Genomic DNA, 24,313 nt, shown 5'->3' with positions numbered 1-24,313 from the left:
TTTTATGTGTTTTTGAATTGTTACCAATTTTTTCTACACATCGTAAAACTTCATTTTTATCTCATTTTTAAATATGTATACATGTAAAAAAGCCTGTAAAAACAGGCTTTTTCACTATTATGAAAATGTATTAAAATTCATCATTCAACACTACGTATGAATTTCATTATTTATTCATCTTAAACATTGGTTGTAAACGCTCAATTACGGTCATTGACTCCTTATGCTCATGGGCAATAGCCTCTTTCATAAGTTCTTCTTGAGCAGAAATTGGATGTTCTCGATTATTAATTTTACGATATGAACCATCGGCTCTCATAATATGAGCTTTTAAGGTATCTTCTAAATATAAGTCCAATATATCTTTAACGCGCTCCTTATGTCGTTTATCTTCAATAGGAATCATAAGTTCTACACGTTCATTTAAATTTCTTGGCATCCAGTCTGCACTAGATAAGAATAGACTTTCATTTCCCCCATTTCGGAAATAGAATAGACGATGATGTTCCAAGAACCGTCCGACCACTGAACGTACCGTTATATTATCGCTGACACCGGCAATACCAGGTCTTAGTGTACAAATACCACGAACTATAAGATCTATGCGAACACCTGCAGCAGAGGCTTCATATAATTTAGCAATAACTTCTTTATCAAGCAAGGAATTCATTTTACCAATTATATATGCTTCTTCACCTTGTTTAGCGAATTCTATTTCACGGTCAATTAATTCCATTATTTTTTCCCGCAAATTTAAAGGGGCTACAATAAATTTATTCCAAATTGGAGGATCGGAATAGCCAGAAATTAAGTTAAAGAAACGAGATGCATCATCGCCATATTCATCGTTACACGTAAATATGCCACAGTCCGTATACATTCGAGCCGTCTTACCATTATAGTTACCTGTGGCTAAATGAACGTAACGTCTAATACCTGCATCCTCTCTGCGCACAACCATGGTAATCTTAGAATGAGTTTTAAGACCTTTCAAACCATAAATTACATGACAACCTGCCTTTTCTAAGCGGCGTGCCATATGGATATTATTCTCTTCATCAAAGCGTGCTTTAACCTCCATAAGTACGGTTACTTGCTTGCCATTATCCGCCGCTTTAATTAAGGATGCAATAATTGGAGAATCCCCACTTACGCGATACAAGGTTTGTTTAATAGCGAGCACATCTGGATCTGTAGCTGCTTGTGCAATAAATTGTTCTACTACAGCAAAAGACTCAAAAGGATGGTGGACGAAAAGATCTTGCTTTCCAATAACAGAAAATAGACTTTCACCTTCATGATTAACTAATTCACTAGGTAGTTTAGGTTCAAATGGTACATAACGAAGCTGGTCAAGGCCAGGATAGTTACAAAAATTAAAGTACATACGACAATCAAGATGACCATCTATACGGTATACATCCTTTGGTTCCAATTCAACACTGGTAAGCACAAAGTCTAATAAATTATCCTTTACCTCACCGCACACCTCTAATCGTACCGCATCACCACGGCGGCGACGACGCAAAGATGCCTCTACTTCCGATAGCAAATCTGTGGCTTCTTCTTCATCGATTTCTAAATCCGCATCACGAGTAATTCGAAATACCATATAATCTTCGATGCCATAACCTTGGAAAAACTGATTTGCGTAATATGTAATGACGTCCTCTAGGTAAACGAATCGATGTTCCTTATTCCCTCGACTTGGGATTTCAATAATACGATCGAGTACAGATGGAATTGGCAAGATAGCAATCTTATAATCCTTAGTACCATCTGGTTGTATTTGAAAGATACGCACAATAGCATTGATGGTATGATTTGTTAAAAATGGGAATGGATGACCAGAGTCAACGGCTAATGGCGTTACAACAGGATAGATATGTTCCTCAAAGTAATGACGTAACCAAGCTTTTGATTTTACATCGAGTAGATCCGGATTAGTAAAGAAGAAACCGTAGTTTTCAAGTTCAGTTAGCACATTGTTTAAATATGTACTTTGCATAGAAACGAGTCGTTGTACAGACTCATCAATGGCCTTTAACTGTGCCTTAGCATCCATATGAGCAGCATCGTACTTAACAATGCCATTCACAACTTGATGGCGTAAACCAGCTACGCGAATCATAAAGAACTCATCTAAATTAGAGCTAGCAATGGCAATAAATCGGAGTCGTTCTAATAAAGGAGTATTTGTATCAATAGACTCTAATAGTACGCGCTGATTAAACTTTAACCAAGACAATTCACGGTTAAAATAATACTTTGCATTATTGAACATGACGATCCCCTCCCCTTACTAGTACGATTTCCATACCAAATACCTCTGTAAAGTATTCAGAATCTCGATTAAATGTCCACCATTCTAAGGAGATATCCTCATTAGTACGACAGAATACATATAGTACATTATCTCTTTCTTCCAATGTTACATCAGAGATTTTTTGATTGCTCCCCGCGTCGAGTGCACAAGCAACACGAATAATTGCTACTAGCTTTGTAACCTGAATTTTTTGTAATTCTGTTAATGCATTGAAATACGCATCGTCATCATTTGGTGTTCCCTTGTAGTGATAATATACAACATTAGCTACTACTTGTTTTTCTTCTTCTGAAAGCCCAAATATATCGGTCCCCATTACGATATGATACGCATGCTCTCCATGATTTCGTAAATTTACAAACTTGCCAACCGAGCAAAGAATGGAAGCTATACGACATAAATATCCCCATCGTTCCGGTAAGCCTTTATGGCGTAAAACGTTACAGAATAAAGCGCTAAACTTTTCTACCTCCGCATCATGAATACGGTCTGTATGATATCTGGCGGCTACAGCACGGGCTAACTGTGCATTTTGCTCCCGCAACTGATACATAAATGGATTATTCTCTGACTCTACCCCATAGAACCAACTGATGCCTTGAGAGAATGAAAAGCTACTAAAAATTAATGATTTTGGCCCTATAGCCGTAATAATTTCATTAAACAAAATCATGGTAGGCATTAAAATATTAGCCTTATATTCAGGTAATTTATAACGGTTCATCAACTTTGTTGCAGTTACACCATCAAAAGAATTAATGAGACCTTTAAATCGTTCTGGCTCAACAGTAATGATATCTTCTTTATTATTTTCTTGTCCCATTAAATGAGTCATATATTGCGCTTCGTCACCAGATAAGACAATACTATCAATATTAAAGGTTTGTAGTTCTTCACGGAGTGGTCCAATCATACGATGTAAATATTCCGTAATAGCCCTTGGAAATGATATAGAAGATCGTTGATTTCGATTAAATGACTCCATAACACGTAAGGAACCACTATGCATATTGCGTTGGAACAGTAAGCTTTCACCACGCCAAACTGTTAAACCGACCCCACCAGATGTAATATCTAAAAATAATGTAGCCTTTGTAGGATCAGTTAGATGGTATTGATGTGTCATCTTGTAATATAGTAAGGCGTATTTGTAATATACCTCTTTCGGCATATCGATGACCTCAACACGCATCCCTGTTTGAATATAAATCTGATCTAAAATACTGCGACGATTAGCAGCCTCACGTATTACTGTTGTACCATATAGTTTGGAACGAGTCACGCCATAATCGGCCATTAATTGTTTATATCCTTTTAAAATATGACAGATTTCTTCAATTGTTTTAAAACTCAACCGAGAGGTTTGAAATAATTCTTCCCCAAAGGTTACTTCTCGCGCTGCATAATCGATAACACGTACATCGTCTATGCCTTTATATTCTAATATGGTAATGCTCATGCTACTGGAACCCACATGTAACACCGCATATCGTAATGCTTTTGGTAATGCCATTATGCCTCCTTACGAGATTCATGCCACTCTATTTCTAATGTTTTCTTGAATTCCTTATTGAAAGATTTTGAAAGCTTTTCTACAGCAGTTTTTGTGACACTTACATCGCGTCCCTCTAGGTAAAATACCTTTATAACTACACTCGTATATTTAATATTTACCTCTAACCGCTTAATAAATTGTTCATGGCTTTCATCAAGAGCTTCTGCTATGGCTAAAATAATGGAAAGTTTTTGCCCTAATAAGCGTTGCTCTTGATCTAATAATTTACCATATAAGAAATTTTTATATTCCTTTGGCGTCAATCCATGAGAGTTCATCACTAAAAATGCACTAAAAGCTTGTTCCACATGAGAAATACCATATAAATTACTATTAACTAACATGTAACAACCATGGCGGGCATGACTATAATAGTTAACTCGTTTGCCTATATCATGCAATAATCCCGCTGCGATTAAGCATCGTCTAAAATTCTTATCCGCCTTATGAAGTGGCTCTAATGCATCATACAAAGTGGTAGCTAATTTCGTAATATACTTAGCATGCACTAGCTCATGCTTTGTCATACCTAGCAGTACATTTTCCGCAGAATGGACTAAAATATCGTCGATAATTGAATTTCCACCTAAATAATACTCTCCATAATAATCGTAAAACAAACCTTCCCGTAAACCGCAACCGCCCACAACGAGTGTCTTAGTATTTACATAGTTAAATAGTTCATCCACTATAGTAAGCCCTGCAATGATAATATCTGCACGGTCCGATGATAACCCACTAATTTTTTTACGAGCCTCTAAGGATTTACCTTTTACATCTTCCAAGATTTCGTGAAATCTATGATATGGCAGTTCATAGTTATGTAATTTCGTAATAGGATATGATAGCTTACGTTGATCTATTTTAGCAATATTACGAGCTGTACCACCTATACCTAATAGAGGTAGTTTTATATTTTGAAGCCACGTATGTTCCTTGATGGTTTTCTTTACGGCCTTCGTCATCTTCTCTAGTTCTTTAGGAGTATACTCATCACCTTTTTGATAGGTTCCTGTTAAAGTTAGAGCCCCTATAGGTAAGCTAACAGCTTTCACGATATGTCGATTTTTTACTAGCGTTACCTCTGTACTAGCACCACCTAAGTCAAAGATAATAAAATCTTTGAGCCCAATCGTATTAATAACCCCAAGGAACCCAAGGCGAGCCTCTTCTTCACCAGCAATACATTCTAAATTAAGACCAGTTAGTTCTTTTACAGCTTTAATAAAAGCATCTCCATTTTTAGCTAGACGTACTGCAGCCGTAGCAACAGCTTTTATGGTATCTACCTCCATAGCATTCGCCATATGAACAAAGCCTTTTAATGCGCGTAAAGAACGATCCATTGCCTCTTTCGTTAACTCATGAGTTCCCCACATATTTTCACTTAAACGGACACTTTCTTTTTCTTGATATATGAGTCGATAACTACCGGTCTTAGAAATCTCATAAATGACAAAACGAACGGAGTTGGATCCTAAATCTATAAATGCAATACGTTTCATGCTACTAACCTCGACTTACTATAGTTCAGTATGAATATACTTAAGTATACCATAGAAAAACGCGATTCTCACCGATATGGGAGAATCGCGTTTTATAATTTATTATTCTAGTTATACTTGATGTATTTTGTAATATCTAATACTAAAGCTCTTAGAATTTGACCAATATTATTTACTAGCATACATGATTACGAGCATTCAAGTTATTTAATACCAAATACATGTTTACCATTATTATAGGCAATCTCTGAAAACTCATCAACATCAATGCCTTTAAGACGTGCAATCTCTTCTGCTACAAATTGAGTTTTGCTTGGATCATTGCGGCGGCCTCTAAATGGAGGTGGTGTCAAATATGGTGAATCTGTTTCAATAAGTATTCTATCTAAGGGTACTTGGCGAGCTACTTCCTTAAGGTTAGTAGACTTAGGAAATACAACAGGGCCAGCAAAGGAAATGTAGAATCCTAATTTAATAGCTTCTTTTGCCATTTCCCAGCTGCCAGAATAGCAGTGAAAAATCCCCCAGCTGTCCTTACCTTCATTGCGTAATATATTCATAATATCGCCATGTGCATCGCGATCATGAATGATGATTGGTAAATCTACTTCACGAGCGAGTTCTAATTGACGAATGAATACGCGTTTCTGTGTTTCACGATCAGAAAAATCATAATAATAATCTAATCCGATTTCACCGATAGCGCGGACCTTATCGTTATTAAGGGCTTGATCCTTATAGAACTCATAGTCTTCTTCTGTAAAATCTTTTAACTCATGAGGATGTGTGCCTACAGCAGCATATAAACGATCATACTGTTTTGCTAAAGCTAGTCCTGATTCAACAGTACCTCTATCTACCCCTGGAATCATAATGTATTCTACGCCAGCATCAAAGCAGGCTTGTAACATCTCATCACGGTCATTATCAAAACGACCGTCATTCACATGAGCATGTGTATCAAAGAGTTTCATTATTTAACCACACTTCCTGCTGGTAATGATTCGATATTTGTTACTTCTAAATGTTCTTCCCAATCAGATGCAGACAAAATCATGCCATAAGACTCGATGCCCATCATCTTCTTAGGAGCCAAGTTAGACAAGTAAATTACCTTTTTACCAACCATAGCTTCTGGTTCGTAATATTGAGAGATACCACTTAATACTGTGCGCTCTTCAATGCCGATATCCAATACGAACTTCAATAATTTCTTAGACTTAGGAACCTTTTCACAGCTTACAACTTTTGCTACTCGAAGATCGAGTTTTTCGAAGTCATCGTACGTAATATTTTCTTTCAATGGCGGAATATTAGATGTATCTGCAGAGTTTTCAACTTCCTCTTTAGCAACTACTTCTATCATTTCCGGAATTTCAAAACGAGGATAAATAGGATCGCCTTTTACAACTTTAGTACCTGTAGGAATTAAGCCCCAAACTTTTGCATCCTCAATAGTAGCACTACCAAAACCTGTAAGACCTAATTGATCCCAAATTTTAGGAGCCCCTACAGGAATAACAGGGCTTACTAAAATAGCAATGATACGCAATGCCTCTGCCAAGTGATACATAGCAGATTGCAAGCGCGCTTTATCATGAGCGTCTTCAGATTTAGCCAATACCCAAGGCATTGTTTCATCAATGTATTTATTCATACGACCAATAAATGCCCATACGGACTTAATAGCTTTATTAAGCTCCATATTTTCCATAGCTGCTTCAAAATCTTTTGCCGTTTGAACAGCCAATGTGGAAACATCACGATCCAAATCATCCATATCATCGCATTTCGTAATCACACCTCCATGATATTTTTCAATCATAGCAATGGTACGATTCAACAAGTTACCTAAGTCGTTAGATAAGTCCGCATTGATCTTTGTAACGAAATTAGGCAATGTGAAGTTACCATCATTGCCAAGCGTGATTTCACTTAATAAGTAATAACGCAAAGAATCTGCACCATAGGTATCGATCAATGGAATTGGATCAATAACATTCCCCAAAGATTTACTCATCTTTGTGCCGTCAACGATCATCCAACCATGACCAAATACCTTTTTAGGTAATGGCAACTCAAGGCTCATGAGCATCATAGGCCAAATAATAGTATGGAAACGTACGATTTCCTTACCTACTAAATGAAGATCTGCTGGCCAATATTTTTTATATAATTCACCATCACCATCAAATGGAGATAGTGCACTAATATAGTTTACTAATGCATCGAACCAAACATACACAACATGTTTAGGATCGAATGGTACCTTGATACCCCAATCAAAGGATGTACGAGAAACAGCCAAGTCTTCAAGACCTTGTTTTACGAATTGAATCATCTCGTTACGACGAGATTCAGGTTGAATAAAATCAGGATTTTCTTCGATAAATTTCAACCATTGATCAGTATATTTACCAAGTTTGAAGAAATAACTTTCCTCTTTAACGCGCTCTACAGGGCGGCCACAATCCGGACAAGTATGATTAGGTCCTAGCTTCTGCTCTGTCCAAAATGTTTCGTCCGGTGTGCAATACCAACCTTCATATTCAGCCTTGTAAATATCGCCTTTTTCATAAGCTTTTGTGAAGAGTTCTTGCACTACCTTTTCATGGCGTTCATCAGTAGTACGAATGAAGTCATCGTTAGAGATATGCATCTTTTCCCATAATGCCTTAAAGCCATTTACGATATTCGTAGTGTATTCAAGAGGTGTAATACCTTGCGCTTCTGCAGCACGTTGAATTTTTTGACCATGTTCATCAGAACCAGTCAAGAAACGTACATCATAACCAGCTAAACGCTTGAATCGAGCGATTGTATCAGCTACAGATGTACAATACGTATGACCAATGTGCAACTTAGCACTTGGATAATAAATTGGTGTCGTAATATAATACGTTTTTTTTGTGTCTCCCATGATGAGCCTCCTTCTAACCTTCGAATGGGAAGGTTTAACGTTCTACAATATTATATACATCCCGGCGGGAAACGTTAAAACGCTTTGCCACCTGACGAATTGCTTCTTTTTTAGGTATCCCTGTTTCTACAAGGGCTTGTACAGCATTTACATACGATACGGGTTCATCCGAAACTTCACTAGTATCAGACTCTACTGTATCAGCACCACCTACGATAAGGACGAATTCCCCTTTATACGTGAGCTGTTCCAAATCATTTACAAGGCTCTCTAGATCGGTACGTACAAAGGTTTCAAACTTCTTTGTCAATTCCCTTGCCACCGTGATAGATCGATTGCCAAAGGCTTCATACATATCTTGTAAGACCTCTTGCAAACGATGAGGTGCTTCATAAAACATCAAGGTTCCCGTTACTTGTGAAAGTCGCTGTAGTTCTTCAACCCGATGTTTGCCCCGTTTAGGTAAGAATCCGGCAAAAGCAAAGGATTTAGTATCTAAGCCTGATGCAATAAGCGCTGTTAATGCCGCATTAGCACCTGGCAGTGGTACCACCGTTATACCTTCTTCAATAGCTTTTGTTACTAGGTCAGCCCCTGGATCAGATATAGCCGGCATGCCTGCATCACTAACGCAAGCAATAGACTGCCCTTCTAACAAAAGCTCTATAATATAAGTACCTTTTTCCTCCTTATTATGTTCATGATAAGAAATCAAAGGCTTCTTAATGTCAAAATGTTTTAATAATATGCCTGTATGGCGCGTATCTTCGGCAGCGATAGCATCTACTTCACCTAAGATACGAACTGCCCGATAGGTCATATCTTCTAAATTACCTATTGGTGTAGGCACTAGATATAAGATGCCCCATTCGTTATCGTTCATACCAAGAGGACACCTCCTTTGTGTACACATTAGGCTTCTCATAAACGATTAGTGGTGGCTCTAACACAAGACCAGCCTGACCTTGATAGAGAGCTTCTATTAGTACAAGTTTCGCAGGTTTATCTATCATACCGTGAATAAAGCGAATTCGCTTAGCTTGAAAGTTGGCTACTTCTAATTCATGCAGCACATATTGTAAGCGACTAGCACTATAAATCATCCACAATCGTCCTTTACACTTGATAAAGGACCGCACTGCATTCAGAACCTCTTGTAACGAAGTATGTTCATCATGAAGTGCTACAGCTCTTTCATCAAAAGTGGGCTTTGCACCGCTTTCACAATCATAAAACGGAGGATTTACAATAACACCATCAAAGGGTTTATCTTGTACATCCCGATACGACATGTGCCGATAATCGCCACATAACATCGTTACCACATCTTGTTTATGATTGTATTCAACACTACGTTGAGCCATCTCAATGATAGTTTTATTAATATCAATGCCCGTTATATGGCCCGCTCCTAATGACGTACCAATGAGTGGCATAACACCCGTTCCCGTGCCTAGATCAACATAGGTATGACGACTGTTAAAACGGCAAAAGTGAATGAGCGCAATAGCGTCAAAGGAAAAGCGAAACATATCAGTACGCTGATAAAGCTGTAAGCCATCTATAATTAAATCATCAAGTCTTTCTTGATCATTCATCAGGCAATGCCACCTCGGACCATTTCAAATCAATGGTGCGACCTGCTTCAAGCTGAACCTTTACAGTATGCTTGTGATGATTTACCTTCAAGACCTTACCAATGCCTTCATCGGTGACGACCTCCTTACCAATACCTGGAGGCGCCACATCTTGAGGGGCTTGAGGGCGTTCCTTCTTCACATATAGGTCGCCACCTTTTTTATACAAATCATCTTCGTAGTTAAGACAGCACATCAAACGACCACAAACACCAGAAATCTTCGTAGGGTTTAGGCTCAAGTTTTGATCCTTAGCCATACGAATTGAAACAGGTGTAAAATCACCTAAAAAATTAGAACAGCATAAAGGGCGACCACAAGCACCGATGCCATTTAGCACCTTAGCCTCATCGCGAACGCCTACTTGGCGTAACTCAATACGTGTTCTAAATACAGTTGCTAAATCCTTAACAAGCTCACGGAAGTCGATACGACCATCCGCTGTAAAGAAGAATATAATTTTATTCATATCAAATGTGTATTCCACATTGATGAGTTTCATTGGTAACTTACGTTTTTCAATTTTTTCGAGACAAATTTCAAAGGCTTTTTCTTCGCGCTCTTTATTCTTCTCGATTTGTTTTAAGTCCTTTGGTGTTGCCTTTCTAATAACAGGCTTAACAGGGGATACAACAGTATCTTCAAAGACCTCTTTCGGTCCGATCACAACTGTACCGTATTCAACGCCACGTGCCGTTTCAACGATAACCCCATCACCAACGGATAGTTCTAATTGTTCAGGCAGAAAATAATAAATCTTCCCAGCCTTTTTAAAGCGTACGCCAACTATGGTTAGCATTTAGTCCTCCTCCCGAGCATCATGAAGGGCGATACTAAGACCGTCCACCACGAGAGCGGTTTTTATATGTAAACGCAAAGCCCGTTCCGCTTGCAATGTTTCAGTAATGACCTGAGACAATGCTTGCATAGACCAGCGCGGTAATAATCGTAATAATTGAGTTTTGTACATAGGTACTTGTAATTGTCCGTCTTGAGCCCCCATTTTAAGAGCCATCATATCTCTACTTACAAGACGTAACCAATGCATCAATTCTGTTAGACTTTCACGAGGTAAGCTTTCACAAGCTAGAGAAATCATAGAAAACCATCTTGTTTCAAAAGCGAGCATGTCCATTACCTTAACCGCTAACTCTAGCATTTCAATGCGGTCTTGAGTAGCCAATTTTTCCACTAACGGTGGATTGCCATGACCGGCTAACAAAGCCTGCTCAATATCACCGGTGATACCACGTGCCACAAGTGCCGTGCGAATCGTATCTACATCAACACTGTTAAAACCAACGCCCATACATCTTGAAACGATGGTCGGCAATACGGTGTTAATTTTATTCGTAATAATGATAAAATACACCTGTTCTGGCGGTTCTTCAATGGTTTTTAACATAGCATTTGCCATGACTGCGTTAGCCGTATGAAAGTCCTCTACAATGACAACGCGGTTACCATTCCCGGCCACAGACAGATGGTCTTGTAATAAGGAATACCACTGTTCCACCTTTAAGGTTGTCTTCATAGGACGAATCCAAAAGGCATCGCCTTTATCCATATAGATAGGCAAACCTTCTGCTTCAATACGTTTTTCAGCCTCACCATTAGCAAGACGTGCTTCTTTAACGTCAGCTAAATACGATTCTCCCTTGGGTTGAGAGAATACTTGACGTCCTAATAATAATGATGCCAAACCGATTGCCATATCTAGCTTACCAAGACCTGCTTCACCATAAAACAAAAGGCTATGTGGCAATGCATTGCTACTTACAAGTTTCGATAGGTGTGCCTTGATCGAATCTTGACCAATTATAGAATCAAAATATGTCATAGCCCCTCCTATCAATACATGCTCAATATTAATATTATATAAGAAAAAGGCGACTTTTAAAAGAGTCGCCCTATCCTAAGGTAGTAGATTTACTACTGCTTGATATACATCGTTATGAATTTCTTCAATGGTGCGCAATGTATATTGACTGGAATCACCTTTTATGGCACAAGGAATTCGGTGCCATTGATAGCGTTCTACTAGCTCTTCATAGGCATCGTGAACAGCTACTAAATATTGATGATTTCCTTCGTGAATATCACCTGTACTGCCGCCCGTTTTACCAGTGCGCTCAGCCATTAAGGCTTCACTCACTTCGAGAGGCATATCTAAGAGACATACCGCATCAGGTGTGGGCAAAGCAAATTTGTTAAATTCAAAGTCTTCAAGCCAATCTAAAAATGCAGTACGTTCCTTTGGATCATTGTATTTAACCATTTGGTGTACCATATTAGACGTCGTATAGCGATCTGCAATAATGATGCCCCCATTTTTATAGAACTCTTCCCAATCAGTTCTAAAGGATGCAAAGCGATCTATGGCATACATGGAGCTTGCCACATAAGGATTTACATCATGTACATCTTTGCCAAATTCACCGGCTAAATACATTTTAATAGGCATTGCAGCGCCGCTATCATAATTTGGGAAGCTTACAGATTTAACTGCATGTCCTTCCTTGATTAAGCGTTCTACCAATAATTTAGTTTGCGTAGCTTTGCCACTACCATCTCCGCCTTCTAATATGATTAAAGTCCCCATAATTACTCCTGTAACACCCAGATTGTTTCTAATGTCATATCATCGGCTCCATTCGGCACGTAACCTAGAGCCTTCCGATTCTCTATATATTGTAACACAGAGGAGCTAATCTCTTCACCTACCGCTACACAAGGAATCCCTGGTGGATAATAAGCTATAGTCTCTCCTGCAATACGATGCAGTGCATCTCGTAATCGTACTTGTTCCCGATTTGCATACATCGCCTTGCGAGGAGTTACACGCACAATAGGTTTTGGTAGCAATGAAGAATCTTTACTAAGATTTTCTGCATTCTCCACCATGTTACTATTAGCTACTTTAGATGTATGTAATATAGTATTACTTATAGTTTGTACGGCTTGAATGAGGGACGTTACAGACTCTTTTGTATCGCCAATAGTAATGAGCACTAACACATGGTGCGCTTGCACTAACTCTACCTCAATACAATGGTCTCGCAACATCCGCTCAAACTCAATACCTGTCAGTCCAAGTGCTTTAGCATCAATTAGTACTTTTGTACAATCATAGTTTACTACTCGTCCTTGAATGTCTATATATTCCATAGTAGTAATACCTGAAATCTTATTGAGCTCATTACGCAAATATAGGCTCAATTCTACGGTTCGACTTATTAGCGCCTTACCTTCAGTAGCTAATTGGTAACGCGCCATATCTAAAGAGGCAAGGAATATGTAATTGGGACTAGTGCTTTGTAGCATTTGATGCATTTGCGTAATACGACGCTGATTGATTTTATCCCCTTGGCCTAATAGCCAAGAGGTTTGCGTTAAAGAACCTACCGATTTATGCGTGCTTTGTGCCACTAAGTCTGCACCTGCCGCAATGGCTTCAACAGGTAAATTTTCTGAAAATGGTAAATGAGGTCCGTGCGCTTCATCAACAAGAACAATCATCCCTCGTTTATGCGCTTCTTTTACAATCTTTACAATATCTACACCTACACCATAATAGTTTGGATACACTAAGAGAATCGCCTTAGCCTCTGGATGAGCATCCATGGTTTTAATAGCATCCTCCACTGATACACCTAAAGGGATACCCCACCGATCATCAAATTGGCAGTCCATATAAACAGGCTTCGCACCAGATAACACTAATCCACTTATAACAGAGCGATGTGCTTCTCGAGGAATGATAATCGTTTCATCAGGACCTACAGTCCCCATAATCATCGCTTCAATTAAGGCCGTAGTGCCATTGATGGAAAACCAACAGTGATCAGCGCCATATAACTCAGCTGTTAAGTCTTGTGCTTCCTTTAATACCCCTTCTGGTTCATGTAAGTCATCTAAGGCATACATAACACCTAAATCATATGGCAGTGCCGGTCCCATCCAGTCTTTTAGTAACTGAGGCGCTTCAACACCAATCTTATGACCCGGTGTATGAAAAGGCACAAAATGTTGTTCCTTATATGATTCTAAAGCCTCTACAAAAGGCATTTTCTCTTGATTGCTCATATATACCTCGTAAAAAGGGCATGAATCTCAATGAGACTCATGCCCTTTTGCATGTTATTTATCGCTGTGGACGACGCTTAGGATTAAACTGATTCATCCCTTTATCGATACCCACCTCTAAAGTACCTAATACAGCCTTTACTGTATCTTTGATACCTTTTTGTACTTTCTCTTGTGATTCTTCACTAAATGGTGCTAACACGTGGTCAATGACAGTCCATTGTGGTAATGGCCGACCAATACCTACGCGAAAACGGGGAAAATTTTCTGTTCCTATATGGGAAATTAAAGATTTAATCCCATTATGCCCACCAGAACTACCATTTGGTCGAATACGTAATTTGCCTACCGGTAAATCCATATCATCATAAATACAATACACATCAGATGGATCGATCTTGTAGTATCGCATTAATGGACCTATAGATTCGCCACTTGCATTCATAAATGTTTGAGGCTTTACAAGCAATACCTTTTCACCAGCTACATTAATACTGCACACCTCTGCCTTTTGTTCCTCTCTCCAAGGAGTGTGAGAAACGCTATCCGCAATGGCATCGATAACCATAAATCCAATATTATGTTTTGTCGCTTCATATTGCTTGCCTGGGTTACCAAGGCCTACTACTAACTTCAAGAATCACCTATTATTTATCAAATAAATTACTTACTGAAACTTCATGAAAGATACGCATAATTGCTTCGCCTAATAATGGAGCTACAGATAGTTGCGTTACATTGTCTAATTTGCAATTTTCTGGTAATGGCATTGTGTTTGTTACGATAAGCTCTTTAATGTTGGAGTTTGCAATGCGTTCACTTGCTGGATCTGTTAATACTGCATGGGTAACAGCAGCCATAACAGATTTAGCACCAAATGCTTCTAATGCTTTAGCACCTTCTACAAGAGAACCTGCTGTATCTACAATATCATCAACGATGATACAGTTTTTGCCTTTTACATCACCAATAAGGTTCATAACTTTAGCTACGCCTGGTTCAGGGCGTTTTTTCTCGATGATTGCAATTGGCGCACCAATGCGGTCAGCCAAATCACGAGCTCTTGTAACACCGCCGAGATCTGGAGATACTACAATAACATCTTCAAGATTTTTTTCATTAATATATTTAGCTAAAATGGATGCACCATATAAATGATCTACTGGCACATCGAAGAAGCCTTGAATTTGACCTGCATGCAAGTCAATTGTTACAAGACGTGTAATACCAGAAGTTTGCATCAAGTTTGCTACTAATTTTGCAGTAATTGGTTCACGACCACGAGTTTTGCGATCTTGGCGAGCATAACCGTAGTAAGGAACTACAGCTGTAATATGACGAGCAGAAGCACGTTTTAACGCATCAGCCATAACCATTAATTCCATTAAATTATCGTTTACAGGATAGCTAGTTGGTTGAATGATAAATACATCTTTGCCACGTACGCTTTCATCAATCATAATTTGTACTTCGCCATTATTAAAGCGACCTACAAATGCTTCACCTAAAGGCAAACCTAAATAATCACAAATTTCCTTTGCCAATGCAGGATTCGCATTACCTGTGAAAATTTTAAGTTTTTTGCCGTCTTCAAATGCCATTTTGTTACCCTTTCATTTGTTCCTATACTGGTTACTTATCCATAATCATCCATTACAGATACACACTATTGCCTTTTTATTGTATACTATTTTGCCCAAATTGTGTTAAAAAAATATAATATTTTTTTATTTCTTTTTGAAAGTATCGTCTGTTACCCAATTTTCTTTCACAATTTGCTTACTACGGCCCACTGCTAACGCCTTATCTGGTACATTTTTAGTAATAGTAGAACCTGCTCCTACATAACTATAATTACCAACTGTTACAGGAGCTACTAAGTTACTATTACAGCCTACAAAAGCACCATCGCCAATGGTCGTACGATGTTTAACTTTACCATCATAATTTACAGTAATCGTACCACAACCAATATTAACACCAGTTCCTACATCACTATCGCCGATATAAGATAGATGTGGGAACTTAGTTCCTTCTCCAACATTAGAATTTTTTACCTCTACGAAGTTACCTACATGAACCTTGTTGCCTAGTACAGTATTTGGACGTAAATGAACATATGGACCAACATCTACACCATCTTTTACTTCGCAGTCATGACCATAAGTGAAGTGGATAATCGTATCGTTACCAACTTTCACATTTGTTAAACGAGTATGTGGACCAATTTCACAACGCTCACCAATTACAGTATCGCCTTCAAGTATTGTACCAGGATGTAAGATTGTATCGGCCCCTACTGTTACCTCTGGAGCTACGTAAGTATTTGCTGGATCGATAATTGTTACACCGGCTGTCATTAATTCAATATTTTTACGGTGTTTTAAAATAGCCTCAGCTTCAGCTAATTGCAAGCGAGAGTTTACACCTAGAGACTCTTCAAAGTCTTTAGTCATATAAGCGCTTACCTTATCGCCACCATTTACAAGAATACCAACTACATCCGTGATATACAATTCACCTTGCGCATTATCATCAGATAGTTGATCTAAGCAAGGCCATAATTTTTTACTATCAAAGGCGTACATACCAGTATTTACTTCTTGAACGGCTAATTCCTCTGGTTTACCATCTTTTTGTTCTACAATACGAACTACGGAACCTGCTTCATTACGAATAATGCGTCCATAACCAGTTGGATCAGGCATATGTGCTGTTAAAATCGTAGCAGCTGCACCAGAGTTTTTATGCTCCTCTAAAAGAGCCTCTAAGCTTTCCTTTGTAACGAGTGGCGTATCACCACACAATAATAAGATTGTACCATCATAATTGCCAAGCACTGGTTGAGCCATTTTTACAGCATGACCAGTACCATTTTGTTCTTCTTGACGAACAAATTCAGCGCGATTACCTAAGTAATTTTGTACTGCATCACCGCCAAAGCCAACGATAACAACATCACGATTAGTACCGATGGATTGAACAGTTTCCAGAACGCGTTCCACCATGGCTTTGCCACCAACCTTGTGCAATACTTTTGGTAACTTAGACTTCATGCGTGTACCCTTACCAGCAGCTAAAATAAGGCTTGCAATATTCATAGTAATCTCCTATCTGTTATCTCTTATATCTAGACCATTTACTCTATTAATCTCATCATATTAGTCAGCAAACTAAAACTCCATATAGAGTTATTATAGCTAACTATAATGGATGTAATATTAATCGTTTATTCTTCATCAAATACTGGCTCTATACTTATTTTCTTTGTATTTTCATCGATGCCATAGAAAGTAAATAATGATTCATAATCATCTATTAACTTTGGATTTGGCTCTGCCGTTGCTACAAGAACACCCGTACCAACTACAATACCACTCATTTCAAGTACAAGTTCTTTAAGACCTTTTGCTGTACCTCCAGCTTTCATAAAGTCATCGATAATTAAGACCCTAGCATTCGGTGGAATAGCACGTTTAGTAAGTGTCATAGTCTGAATACGACCAGAGGATCCAGTTACATAGTTAATACTAATAGCAGACCCTTCTGTTACTTTACTATCACGACGAGCAATAACAAGAGGTTTATTAAACGCTCTAGCCACCATAACAGCTAAAGGAATCCCCTTCGTTTCAACCGTCAAAATATAATCTGGATTGCGGTCCATAAAGCGAGTCATTATGATTTCCCCAAGACGTGTCATTACATGCCAGTCATACAAGATATCAGACATATAAATAAAACCACCAGGGATAATTCGATCTGGTTCCATTAAACGAGCTTGCACATCTCGTAGAATATCATTTGCTTGAGTACCCTTCCGATGAGGAATAAAACGTACCCCGCCTGCCACACCAGCCACTGTTTCTAATGTGCCCAGTTGAAAGTGTTCCATAGACTGTCTAACACAGGTTAAATCTTCACTAACTGTAGATTTAGCCATGCCAAAGAAGTCACAAAAATAATTTAAAGGAATCAATTTTTGCGGTGAATCAACTAACAATTTTGTCATTGCCACCATTCGTTCCACACGCCGTACTTTATCCATAGAATTTCCTTTACCATTCATCATATAACTATTGATTGTACTCATTCAATAATAGTCATGAGTCATCTCAAATATATTTATTATTTATTATACCATAATTTCCGAATATTCGAGGTTATAAAAACACTATAATTCGGCAAAACAAAAAACTCTCTAGACCTCATATAATACTGTAAAACTAAACCTTATAGTCTATTACAATAATATATGAACTAGAGAGCTTTTATTATAAAACGTAAACCTTCACAGTTTGACGACCAAACTGCAATGCTTCAGAACGTGAATCATAGGCTAAATCAATTCTATGACCTTTAATAGCACCACCAACATCGTCAGCTACAGCATAACCATATCCTTCAATGTATAATCTCGTGCCTAATGGAATTAATTTTGGATCTACAGATACAATGCCCTTCTTCAAGCGACTACCTGTAGCCGTAAAATTTCCATTTCCAGGATCTTGAGCAGAATAAGCACTAGCCTGCATAGTTAATACTCGAGAGTATTTATTCGGCACACCATCATGACTTAATGCTGTACCATGACCACCATATCGAGTCTCCATCTTTTCTAAAGCATTCATTGTTGCAGGACCAACTCGCCCATCGACAGCGAGTCCCTTCGACTTTTGAAATTTTCGTACGGCCTGTTCTGTGTTATGACCATAAATGCCATCTACAGAATCATGCAAAAAACCTTGATGTTTTAACATTGTTTGGACCTTACTTACATGGTGACCCCGTTGTCCCTTATCAATCGTTTTCGCCAATGATACAGAAGATACCATTGTAGTCATACAAACAAGCGTACATGCAATAATTATTTTTTTAACCATATACACCTCACCTTACATTAAGTAGTATACTATACAGTATTAAATAATCTATAAACAATATTGAGATAGTAATACAAAAAATGCATGTATAATGCACTTTATTAACTACATATATATCATAGAAATCTAAGATACCAATGAAACAAAATCTCCATTATGGACTACTTTATCTAAGTAAAATGTAATTTAACATTAGATGTATGGGAGTCAATAATGGAGACTTTAATAATACTATTTAATTTTAGCAGTTATGATACAAACCAATATGGCACTCTTTACGATTAGCACCAACTATACGTAAGTATATATAACCTATAATTGCAGAAATAATAGAGCCGATTAATACCCCACCCTTAGCCATCTCTTGAGCATGACCTGGATCAAAAGCTAAAACGGAAACAAATATACTCATAGTAAAACCAATACCACATACAATGGATGTACCATATATAAATTTCCAGTTAGCTTCTGCTGGCATAGGTACAATACCTAACTTAATCATTCCAAACATAGCACCAAAGATACCGATTTGTTTCCCTAAAATAAGACCTAGGGCAACGCCTAAAACAACTGGATGTGTTAAATCTGCTACACCAAATCCACCAAGACTTACACCGGCATTAAAGAAAGCAAAAATAGGAACAATAACAAAGCTTACCCAGTTAGATAAATAATGTTCCCAATGTTGCATTGGTCTAACATATTTACGACCAATCTTGCCGCGTTCAGGAATTGTCATCGCCAAGATTACGCCTGCCATTGTAGCATGTAAACCAGAACGAAGAATACAGTACCATAAAATGATACCAAGAATGATATAAGATAAAGATCTAACGTAACCAGACCGATTACAATAAATCAATAACCCCGTTACAACTACAGCACCGAATAAATAGAAAAGATTAAGATGTGCTGCGTAGAATATAGCAATAACAATAATGGCAATTAAATCATCAATAACAGCTAAGGCTGTCAAAAATACTTTCATAGAATTAGGAACTCTTGAGCCTAATGCAGTTATTACACCTATAGCAAAAGCAATATCTGTCGCAGTAGGAATAGCCCATCCATGAATGTAAACTTCACTAAATCCAGCCATAAGATAGTAAATAATAGCAGGTACTAATACACCAAATAATGCAGCAATACCTGGCATGATACGCTTAGCATTCGTATTAAGTTCACCACTTACCAATTCACGTTTTACTTCTAATCCAACAAAGAGGAAAAAAATCGCCATTAATGCATCATTAACCCACTCCATCGTTGTTAATGGACCTAGTTTTAAATTAACCAGAGACATATATTGTGTTGCCAATGGAGAATTCGCTACGATTAATGCAATAAGTGTAGCTCCTAATAAAACGGCAGTAGCCGAACCAGGAGAACGTAAAAGTACAAATATCCGTTCCATATGATTCCTTCCTAATATAATAAGTTCATTATTTGTTCTTAATAGATCTTATTTTGTAAGCCACAATTAAAACTATAGCACCTAATAAACCAGAAATAATAGATCCTATAAAGATACCAATTTTAGACATTTCTTGAGTTACACCAGGTGGAAATGCCAATGTGGCCACAAATAAGCTCATAGTAAAACCAATACCACAAACAATGGCTGTACCATAAACTTCTGGCCATGTTGTATTAGTAGGCATCTTGATAATTTTAGATTTAACCAAAACGAAAACAGCAGAAAAAATACCAAACTGTTTACCTAAAATAAGACCTAATGAAACACCTAGTACAACAGGATGGAATAGGTGATCTGCTGAAACATCAGCAAAGGATACACCAGCATTTAAGAAACTAAATAAAGGAATAATCAAGAAATTAACCCAGTTCTTCAGTTTATCAGCCCATTTAAGCATAGGATATACTGTTTCACCATCAAGTTTACCTGTTGCAGGAATAGTCATAGCTAAGACAACACCTGCAATGGTTGCATGAACACCAGACTTTAATACAAAGTACCAGAGAGCTGCACCTAATACACCATATAATACAGGTCTAACATATCCTTGTTTATTAGTATACCACAATGCACCTGTAACGATAGCAGCACCAATCAAGTATGGGAAATCAACACCAGCACCATAAAAGATAGCTATAACAATAATAGCAATTAAATCATCTATAACCGCCAATGCGGAAAGAAATGCTTTCATAGCATGTGATACACGCTTACCGAGCATCATAATTACACCTATGGCAAATGCAATATCAGTAGCTGTTGGAATTCCCCAACCATGAGTATACTCAGGCACAGATCCAGCAATTAAGAAATATACTAAAGCTGGTGTCACAACGCCTGCAAGAGCAGCTAATACTGGTAGTAGTCGTTTTGAATTTGTATTCAGCTCACCAGAAATCATTTCGGATTTAATTGCTAGCCCTACATATAGGAAGAAAAGAGCCATTAATCCATCATTTACCCACTCCAATATATCCATAGGGCCCCAAAACACATGCATTAAGGAGAAATACTGTTCTGCTAGCGGAGAATTTGCTGTAATAACACCAAGAATAGCGGCTAATAAGAGCATAATACCGCCAGATGATTCAGACTGAATAAATGCTTTTATATAATTCATAGTAACTACCACTTTCTCAATTATAAATATAAATACAAAATTCTATACATAAAAATCATTTATTTAAATTTATTATATCATTTCAGTTCGAAAATAATCAATAAACTAATGATGAACCATGCGGATTAGGTCTAGAGTAATCAAACATTTGCGACATACTTATACTGATGGAGTAAGCTAATAAAATACTGATTAATAATTATTCCCTCTGATCAAAGAAATTAAGAATCCAATAAGGGGAATGGTTAAACAAATGGCAGCTATACTATTTGTGATTGGATTAGACCAAAGAGGCACAATAAAACCTAGGAGAACTAAAATACTATAAAGGATAGGTTTACGCCAAACATGTTGTAACTCAACGGGTGCTTTAGATTCCATAGCACGAGATTTAACAAATTTCTTTATAATAGTCATCATAATGCCTGTTATAATACCTATAATAAGAACTATATCCCAGATGGCCCATAATATTTTAAGCACCATTGTATTATGATTATGAATATGGAGATTAATCATTGTAGTCATACCAGTAAAATACCATGGTATTGTTTTTGTAGAATACATATCCTTAACAGAATCAGTATGTAAATTAGCATAGACAGGCTGTCCCAAAAACATAGCAGGATCATCATCATTTTCAGCACCTAAATAAAATGCATAGTGATGGTCATTAAATTTGGATGGATAATCAATAGATATAAGCTGACGATCTGGATAAGCTTTCATAATGCGAGAAATAGCTTCGGATGGTTGTAAAATTTCGGATTGATCCGATGAAAGCTCTTGCTTTGCAGTATGTAGTACATCTGCATTATAGCTGTCATTGGCAATAAAAAATCCACCTATCCATACACCTGTAATACATAAGATAAATCCCCATACAGTAGCAACCATTGCAAACTCTCGATGCAATGAACTTAATTTCATATGATTTGACAATACTGCAGATTTTGCAAAACTTTTACGAAATGGACCATATAAGAAAATACCAGAAATAATCGATAAAGCACATAAAAAAGATAAAATTGTTACAATATAAATCCCAGTTTTTCCGAGATCTAATCTTGTATGTAGTTGATGAAGCGTATGTAATACACTTCGAACCCAAGGATGAGCAGGTGTTTCATGATGGGTAGTAATGAGAGCCTTTGTTTCAGGATTATATAATGCATAGTCCCCTCCCATACCCATACGTGCTGGAGGTGCTACGGTAGCTGATGATTCAATAATACGATACCGTAAAAGATGTGAAGCACCCATGGCAGGAGAAATATTTAAAATATCCTTTGACGGATATTTTGCCTTAACTAGTAGAGCCCCTTCATCAGCATAATCAAAAATAGGTGTCTCTTCTTGCCCCATAGCCATTGAAGATGAGGTATGGTTCGTGCCCCCTTGAGCCCATGCATTTAATTCAGTTCTGAACATGAGGATAAGCCCTGTAATACAGAACATTAAGAAAAATATCACAGAAACTATAGATAACCATTTATGGATTTTATAAATCTTAGACATACATATGCCTCCTTCCTCATTATTTTATACATCTATTCTTATATCAGTACAATACAGATACTACTATAGGTATTGAGTATATAAACAAGCTCCACTTGAATGAACATATTATAGTATGATACAATATGTTCATCATGCGGGCGTAGTTCATCGGTAGAATGCGAGCTTCCCAAGCTTGAGAGGAGGGTTCGATTCCCTTCGCCCGCTCCATATTAAGCTGTGATATAAATCACGGCTTATTTTATAATTAATGATATAATATACATAGATATATTTCTATATATACACTATATACATGTATTTGTATTGTATACGTCTTATAAGGAGTAAAATATGAAATTAAGTGCAAGAAATCAATTAAAAGGTACAATTGTTGAAATTCAAGAAGGTGCCGTAAACGCAATCGTTAAAATCAATGTAGGTAATGATAACGTTATTACTGCAGATATTACAGTTCAATCTGTTAAAGAATTGGGCTTAGCAGTAGGTAAAGAAGTATACGCTGTTATCAAAGCAACTAACGTAATGGTTGGTGTAGAATAATAAAAAATTAGAGCTGCTTAGGCAGCTCTTTTTTTGTATATATAATTAATAATATAAGTTATAAATAAGCTCTGTGATTTTATGATCACGGGGCTTGTTATAATTACATCATTTAAAGTAACTCAACGGCTTTACTGTTCGGTAACATTGGCACGTTGTGCCGCGTTACCATATGGGGAGAGTTTGTTTTCTCCCACTAGCCGCAGGATGCTTAATCAGCGAGTTCTTATGTACGGTTCTTAGCTCCAGGATACTGGGTGTTCGTCGCTGTGGATGGACCTATGTAGCTGCGCTACATGTCCATCTTACGCTCCGAACTAAGCGATGCAGTGAATCTGTCGTCGCTTCGCTTCTCTATCTTCTACTGCCCTGCTTACCAGGTACCCTGGGAGGATAGGAAGCCATACATAAAAAAAAGACACACCCTCAGGTGTGCCTTTAGCTTAATCAGCGGCTTCCTATCCTCCCAGGCCGTCTCCAGCCAAGTACTTTCGGCGTTTATGAGCTTAACTACTGTGTTCGAGATGGGAACAGGTGGATCCTCATAGCCATCGCCACTGAATCTGTCAGAGTTTGTACTCTGAAAACCACATAGAAGTTATATATATTTGTTGCACTAGAAATTCTTGACTAATTTATTTTCGTCGTCAGCTGTGGATTTTGTTTCACAAAATCTTACGCTGCGACATAAGCGATTACGCGCAATGTATGCGTCGCAATGCTCCTTTACATTGGCTACACTG

20 protein-coding genes, 1 tRNA gene and 1 rRNA gene are annotated in these 24,313 nt (G+C 37.7%); 2 read left to right on the top strand and 20 right to left on the bottom strand.

Annotated elements, in window-relative coordinates; all coding sequences use genetic code 11:
• Positions 1–166: 166 nt before the first annotated feature.
• The 19 genes from ppk1 to O3607_RS00020 all read right to left on the bottom strand — a co-directional run bounded on the left by ppk1 (position 167) and on the right by O3607_RS00020 (position 23,027).
• On the bottom strand, positions 167–2,284 hold the full coding sequence (ppk1, locus tag O3607_RS00110) for a polyphosphate kinase 1 (protein ID WP_349224266.1): 2,118 nt from the start codon (positions 2,282–2,284) through the stop codon (positions 167–169).
• Positions 2,274–3,839, bottom strand: coding sequence for a phosphatase (locus O3607_RS00105; RefSeq protein ID WP_060924814.1), 1,566 nt, complete (start codon positions 3,837–3,839; stop codon positions 2,274–2,276). The genes ppk1 and O3607_RS00105 overlap by 11 nt, the downstream gene beginning before the upstream one ends.
• Complete coding sequence (locus tag O3607_RS00100; RefSeq protein WP_349224265.1) at positions 3,839–5,386, bottom strand: Ppx/GppA phosphatase family protein; 1,548 nt, start codon at positions 5,384–5,386, stop codon at positions 3,839–3,841. The genes O3607_RS00105 and O3607_RS00100 overlap by 1 nt, the downstream gene beginning before the upstream one ends.
• Before the next feature lie 203 nt (positions 5,387–5,589).
• Positions 5,590–6,360, bottom strand: a complete 771-nt coding sequence (locus tag O3607_RS00095) for a TatD family hydrolase (RefSeq protein ID WP_371443133.1) — start codon at positions 6,358–6,360, stop codon at positions 5,590–5,592.
• Complete coding sequence (gene metG / locus O3607_RS00090) at positions 6,360–8,306, bottom strand: methionine--tRNA ligase (RefSeq protein ID WP_287536199.1); 1,947 nt, start codon at positions 8,304–8,306, stop codon at positions 6,360–6,362. Before metG ends, O3607_RS00095 begins: the two co-directional genes overlap by 1 nt.
• Before the next feature lie 34 nt (positions 8,307–8,340).
• Entirely contained in the window at positions 8,341–9,189 is an 849-nt protein-coding gene (gene rsmI / locus O3607_RS00085) for a 16S rRNA (cytidine(1402)-2'-O)-methyltransferase (RefSeq protein WP_287536198.1), read from the bottom strand.
• Positions 9,179–9,904, bottom strand: a complete 726-nt coding sequence (locus tag O3607_RS00080) for a methyltransferase domain-containing protein (RefSeq protein ID WP_349224262.1) — start codon at positions 9,902–9,904, stop codon at positions 9,179–9,181. Before O3607_RS00080 ends, rsmI begins: the two co-directional genes overlap by 11 nt.
• Positions 9,897–10,742 carry a stage 0 sporulation family protein gene (locus O3607_RS00075; protein ID WP_371443132.1) on the bottom strand — a complete coding sequence of 282 codons (846 nt, stop codon included), beginning with the start codon at positions 10,740–10,742 and terminating at the stop codon, positions 9,897–9,899. Before O3607_RS00075 ends, O3607_RS00080 begins: the two co-directional genes overlap by 8 nt.
• A complete protein-coding gene (locus O3607_RS00070) occupies positions 10,743–11,783 on the bottom strand; it encodes an ATP-binding protein (RefSeq protein ID WP_371443131.1) in 1,041 nt (346 codons plus the stop codon). It lies immediately after the preceding gene.
• A 75-nt stretch (positions 11,784–11,858) separates the two neighbouring features.
• Positions 11,859–12,545: a thymidylate kinase gene (locus O3607_RS00065; protein ID WP_285364631.1), complete on the bottom strand. Its 687-nt coding sequence runs from the start codon at positions 12,543–12,545 to the stop codon at positions 11,859–11,861.
• Between the two features lie 2 nt (positions 12,546–12,547).
• A complete protein-coding gene (locus O3607_RS00060) occupies positions 12,548–14,029 on the bottom strand; it encodes an aminotransferase class I/II-fold pyridoxal phosphate-dependent enzyme (protein ID WP_349224259.1) in 1,482 nt (493 codons plus the stop codon).
• A gap of 58 nt (positions 14,030–14,087) precedes the next feature.
• Positions 14,088–14,666, bottom strand: a complete 579-nt coding sequence (gene pth / locus O3607_RS00055; protein WP_105094407.1) for an aminoacyl-tRNA hydrolase — start codon at positions 14,664–14,666, stop codon at positions 14,088–14,090.
• A 10-nt stretch (positions 14,667–14,676) separates the two neighbouring features.
• Positions 14,677–15,630, bottom strand: coding sequence for a ribose-phosphate pyrophosphokinase (locus tag O3607_RS00050; protein ID WP_060924825.1), 954 nt, complete (start codon positions 15,628–15,630; stop codon positions 14,677–14,679).
• A gap of 126 nt (positions 15,631–15,756) precedes the next feature.
• Positions 15,757–17,130 (bottom strand): bifunctional UDP-N-acetylglucosamine diphosphorylase/glucosamine-1-phosphate N-acetyltransferase GlmU, encoded by a 1,374-nt coding sequence (glmU, locus tag O3607_RS00045; protein WP_287512771.1) that lies wholly within the window; start codon positions 17,128–17,130, stop codon positions 15,757–15,759.
• Positions 17,131–17,258: 128 nt separating this feature from the next.
• Positions 17,259–18,077: a pur operon repressor gene (purR, locus tag O3607_RS00040; protein WP_060924833.1), complete on the bottom strand. Its 819-nt coding sequence runs from the start codon at positions 18,075–18,077 to the stop codon at positions 17,259–17,261.
• A 226-nt stretch (positions 18,078–18,303) separates the two neighbouring features.
• Positions 18,304–18,912 (bottom strand): peptidoglycan-binding protein, encoded by a 609-nt coding sequence (locus O3607_RS00035; RefSeq protein ID WP_119209058.1) that lies wholly within the window; start codon positions 18,910–18,912, stop codon positions 18,304–18,306.
• Positions 18,913–19,153: 241 nt separating this feature from the next.
• The gene (gene nhaA / locus O3607_RS00030) at positions 19,154–20,326 is read right to left on the bottom strand and encodes a Na+/H+ antiporter NhaA (RefSeq protein ID WP_119209059.1); all 1,173 of its coding nucleotides are present in this window, start codon (positions 20,324–20,326) and stop codon (positions 19,154–19,156) included.
• A gap of 28 nt (positions 20,327–20,354) precedes the next feature.
• A complete protein-coding gene (gene nhaA, locus O3607_RS00025; protein WP_119209060.1) occupies positions 20,355–21,509 on the bottom strand; it encodes a Na+/H+ antiporter NhaA in 1,155 nt (384 codons plus the stop codon).
• 192 nt (positions 21,510–21,701) lie between these two features.
• The gene (locus O3607_RS00020; protein ID WP_371443130.1) at positions 21,702–23,027 is read right to left on the bottom strand and encodes a PepSY-associated TM helix domain-containing protein; all 1,326 of its coding nucleotides are present in this window, start codon (positions 23,025–23,027) and stop codon (positions 21,702–21,704) included.
• 136 nt (positions 23,028–23,163) lie between these two features.
• Between O3607_RS00020 and O3607_RS00015 the strand changes: the two genes are divergently transcribed.
• Positions 23,164–23,237: transfer RNA gene (locus tag O3607_RS00015), tRNA-Gly, on the top strand.
• Positions 23,238–23,360: 123 nt separating this feature from the next.
• Positions 23,361–23,570: a molybdopterin-binding protein gene (locus tag O3607_RS00010; RefSeq protein ID WP_105088956.1), complete on the top strand. Its 210-nt coding sequence runs from the start codon at positions 23,361–23,363 to the stop codon at positions 23,568–23,570.
• Positions 23,571–24,015: 445 nt separating this feature from the next.
• Here O3607_RS00010 and rrf read toward each other — a convergent pair.
• Positions 24,016–24,132 (bottom strand): 5S ribosomal RNA (rrf, locus tag O3607_RS00005).
• Between the last annotated feature and the right edge of the window lie 181 nt (positions 24,133–24,313).

The sequence above is a fragment of the Veillonella sp. 20925_1_51 genome, from assembly GCF_041431445.1.
Classification (GTDB): Bacteria; Bacillota; Negativicutes; order Veillonellales; family Veillonellaceae; genus Veillonella; species Veillonella nakazawae.
The sequence above is the reverse complement of the archived record's forward strand: the minus strand, read 5'-3'. Positions and strand labels throughout refer to the sequence as shown.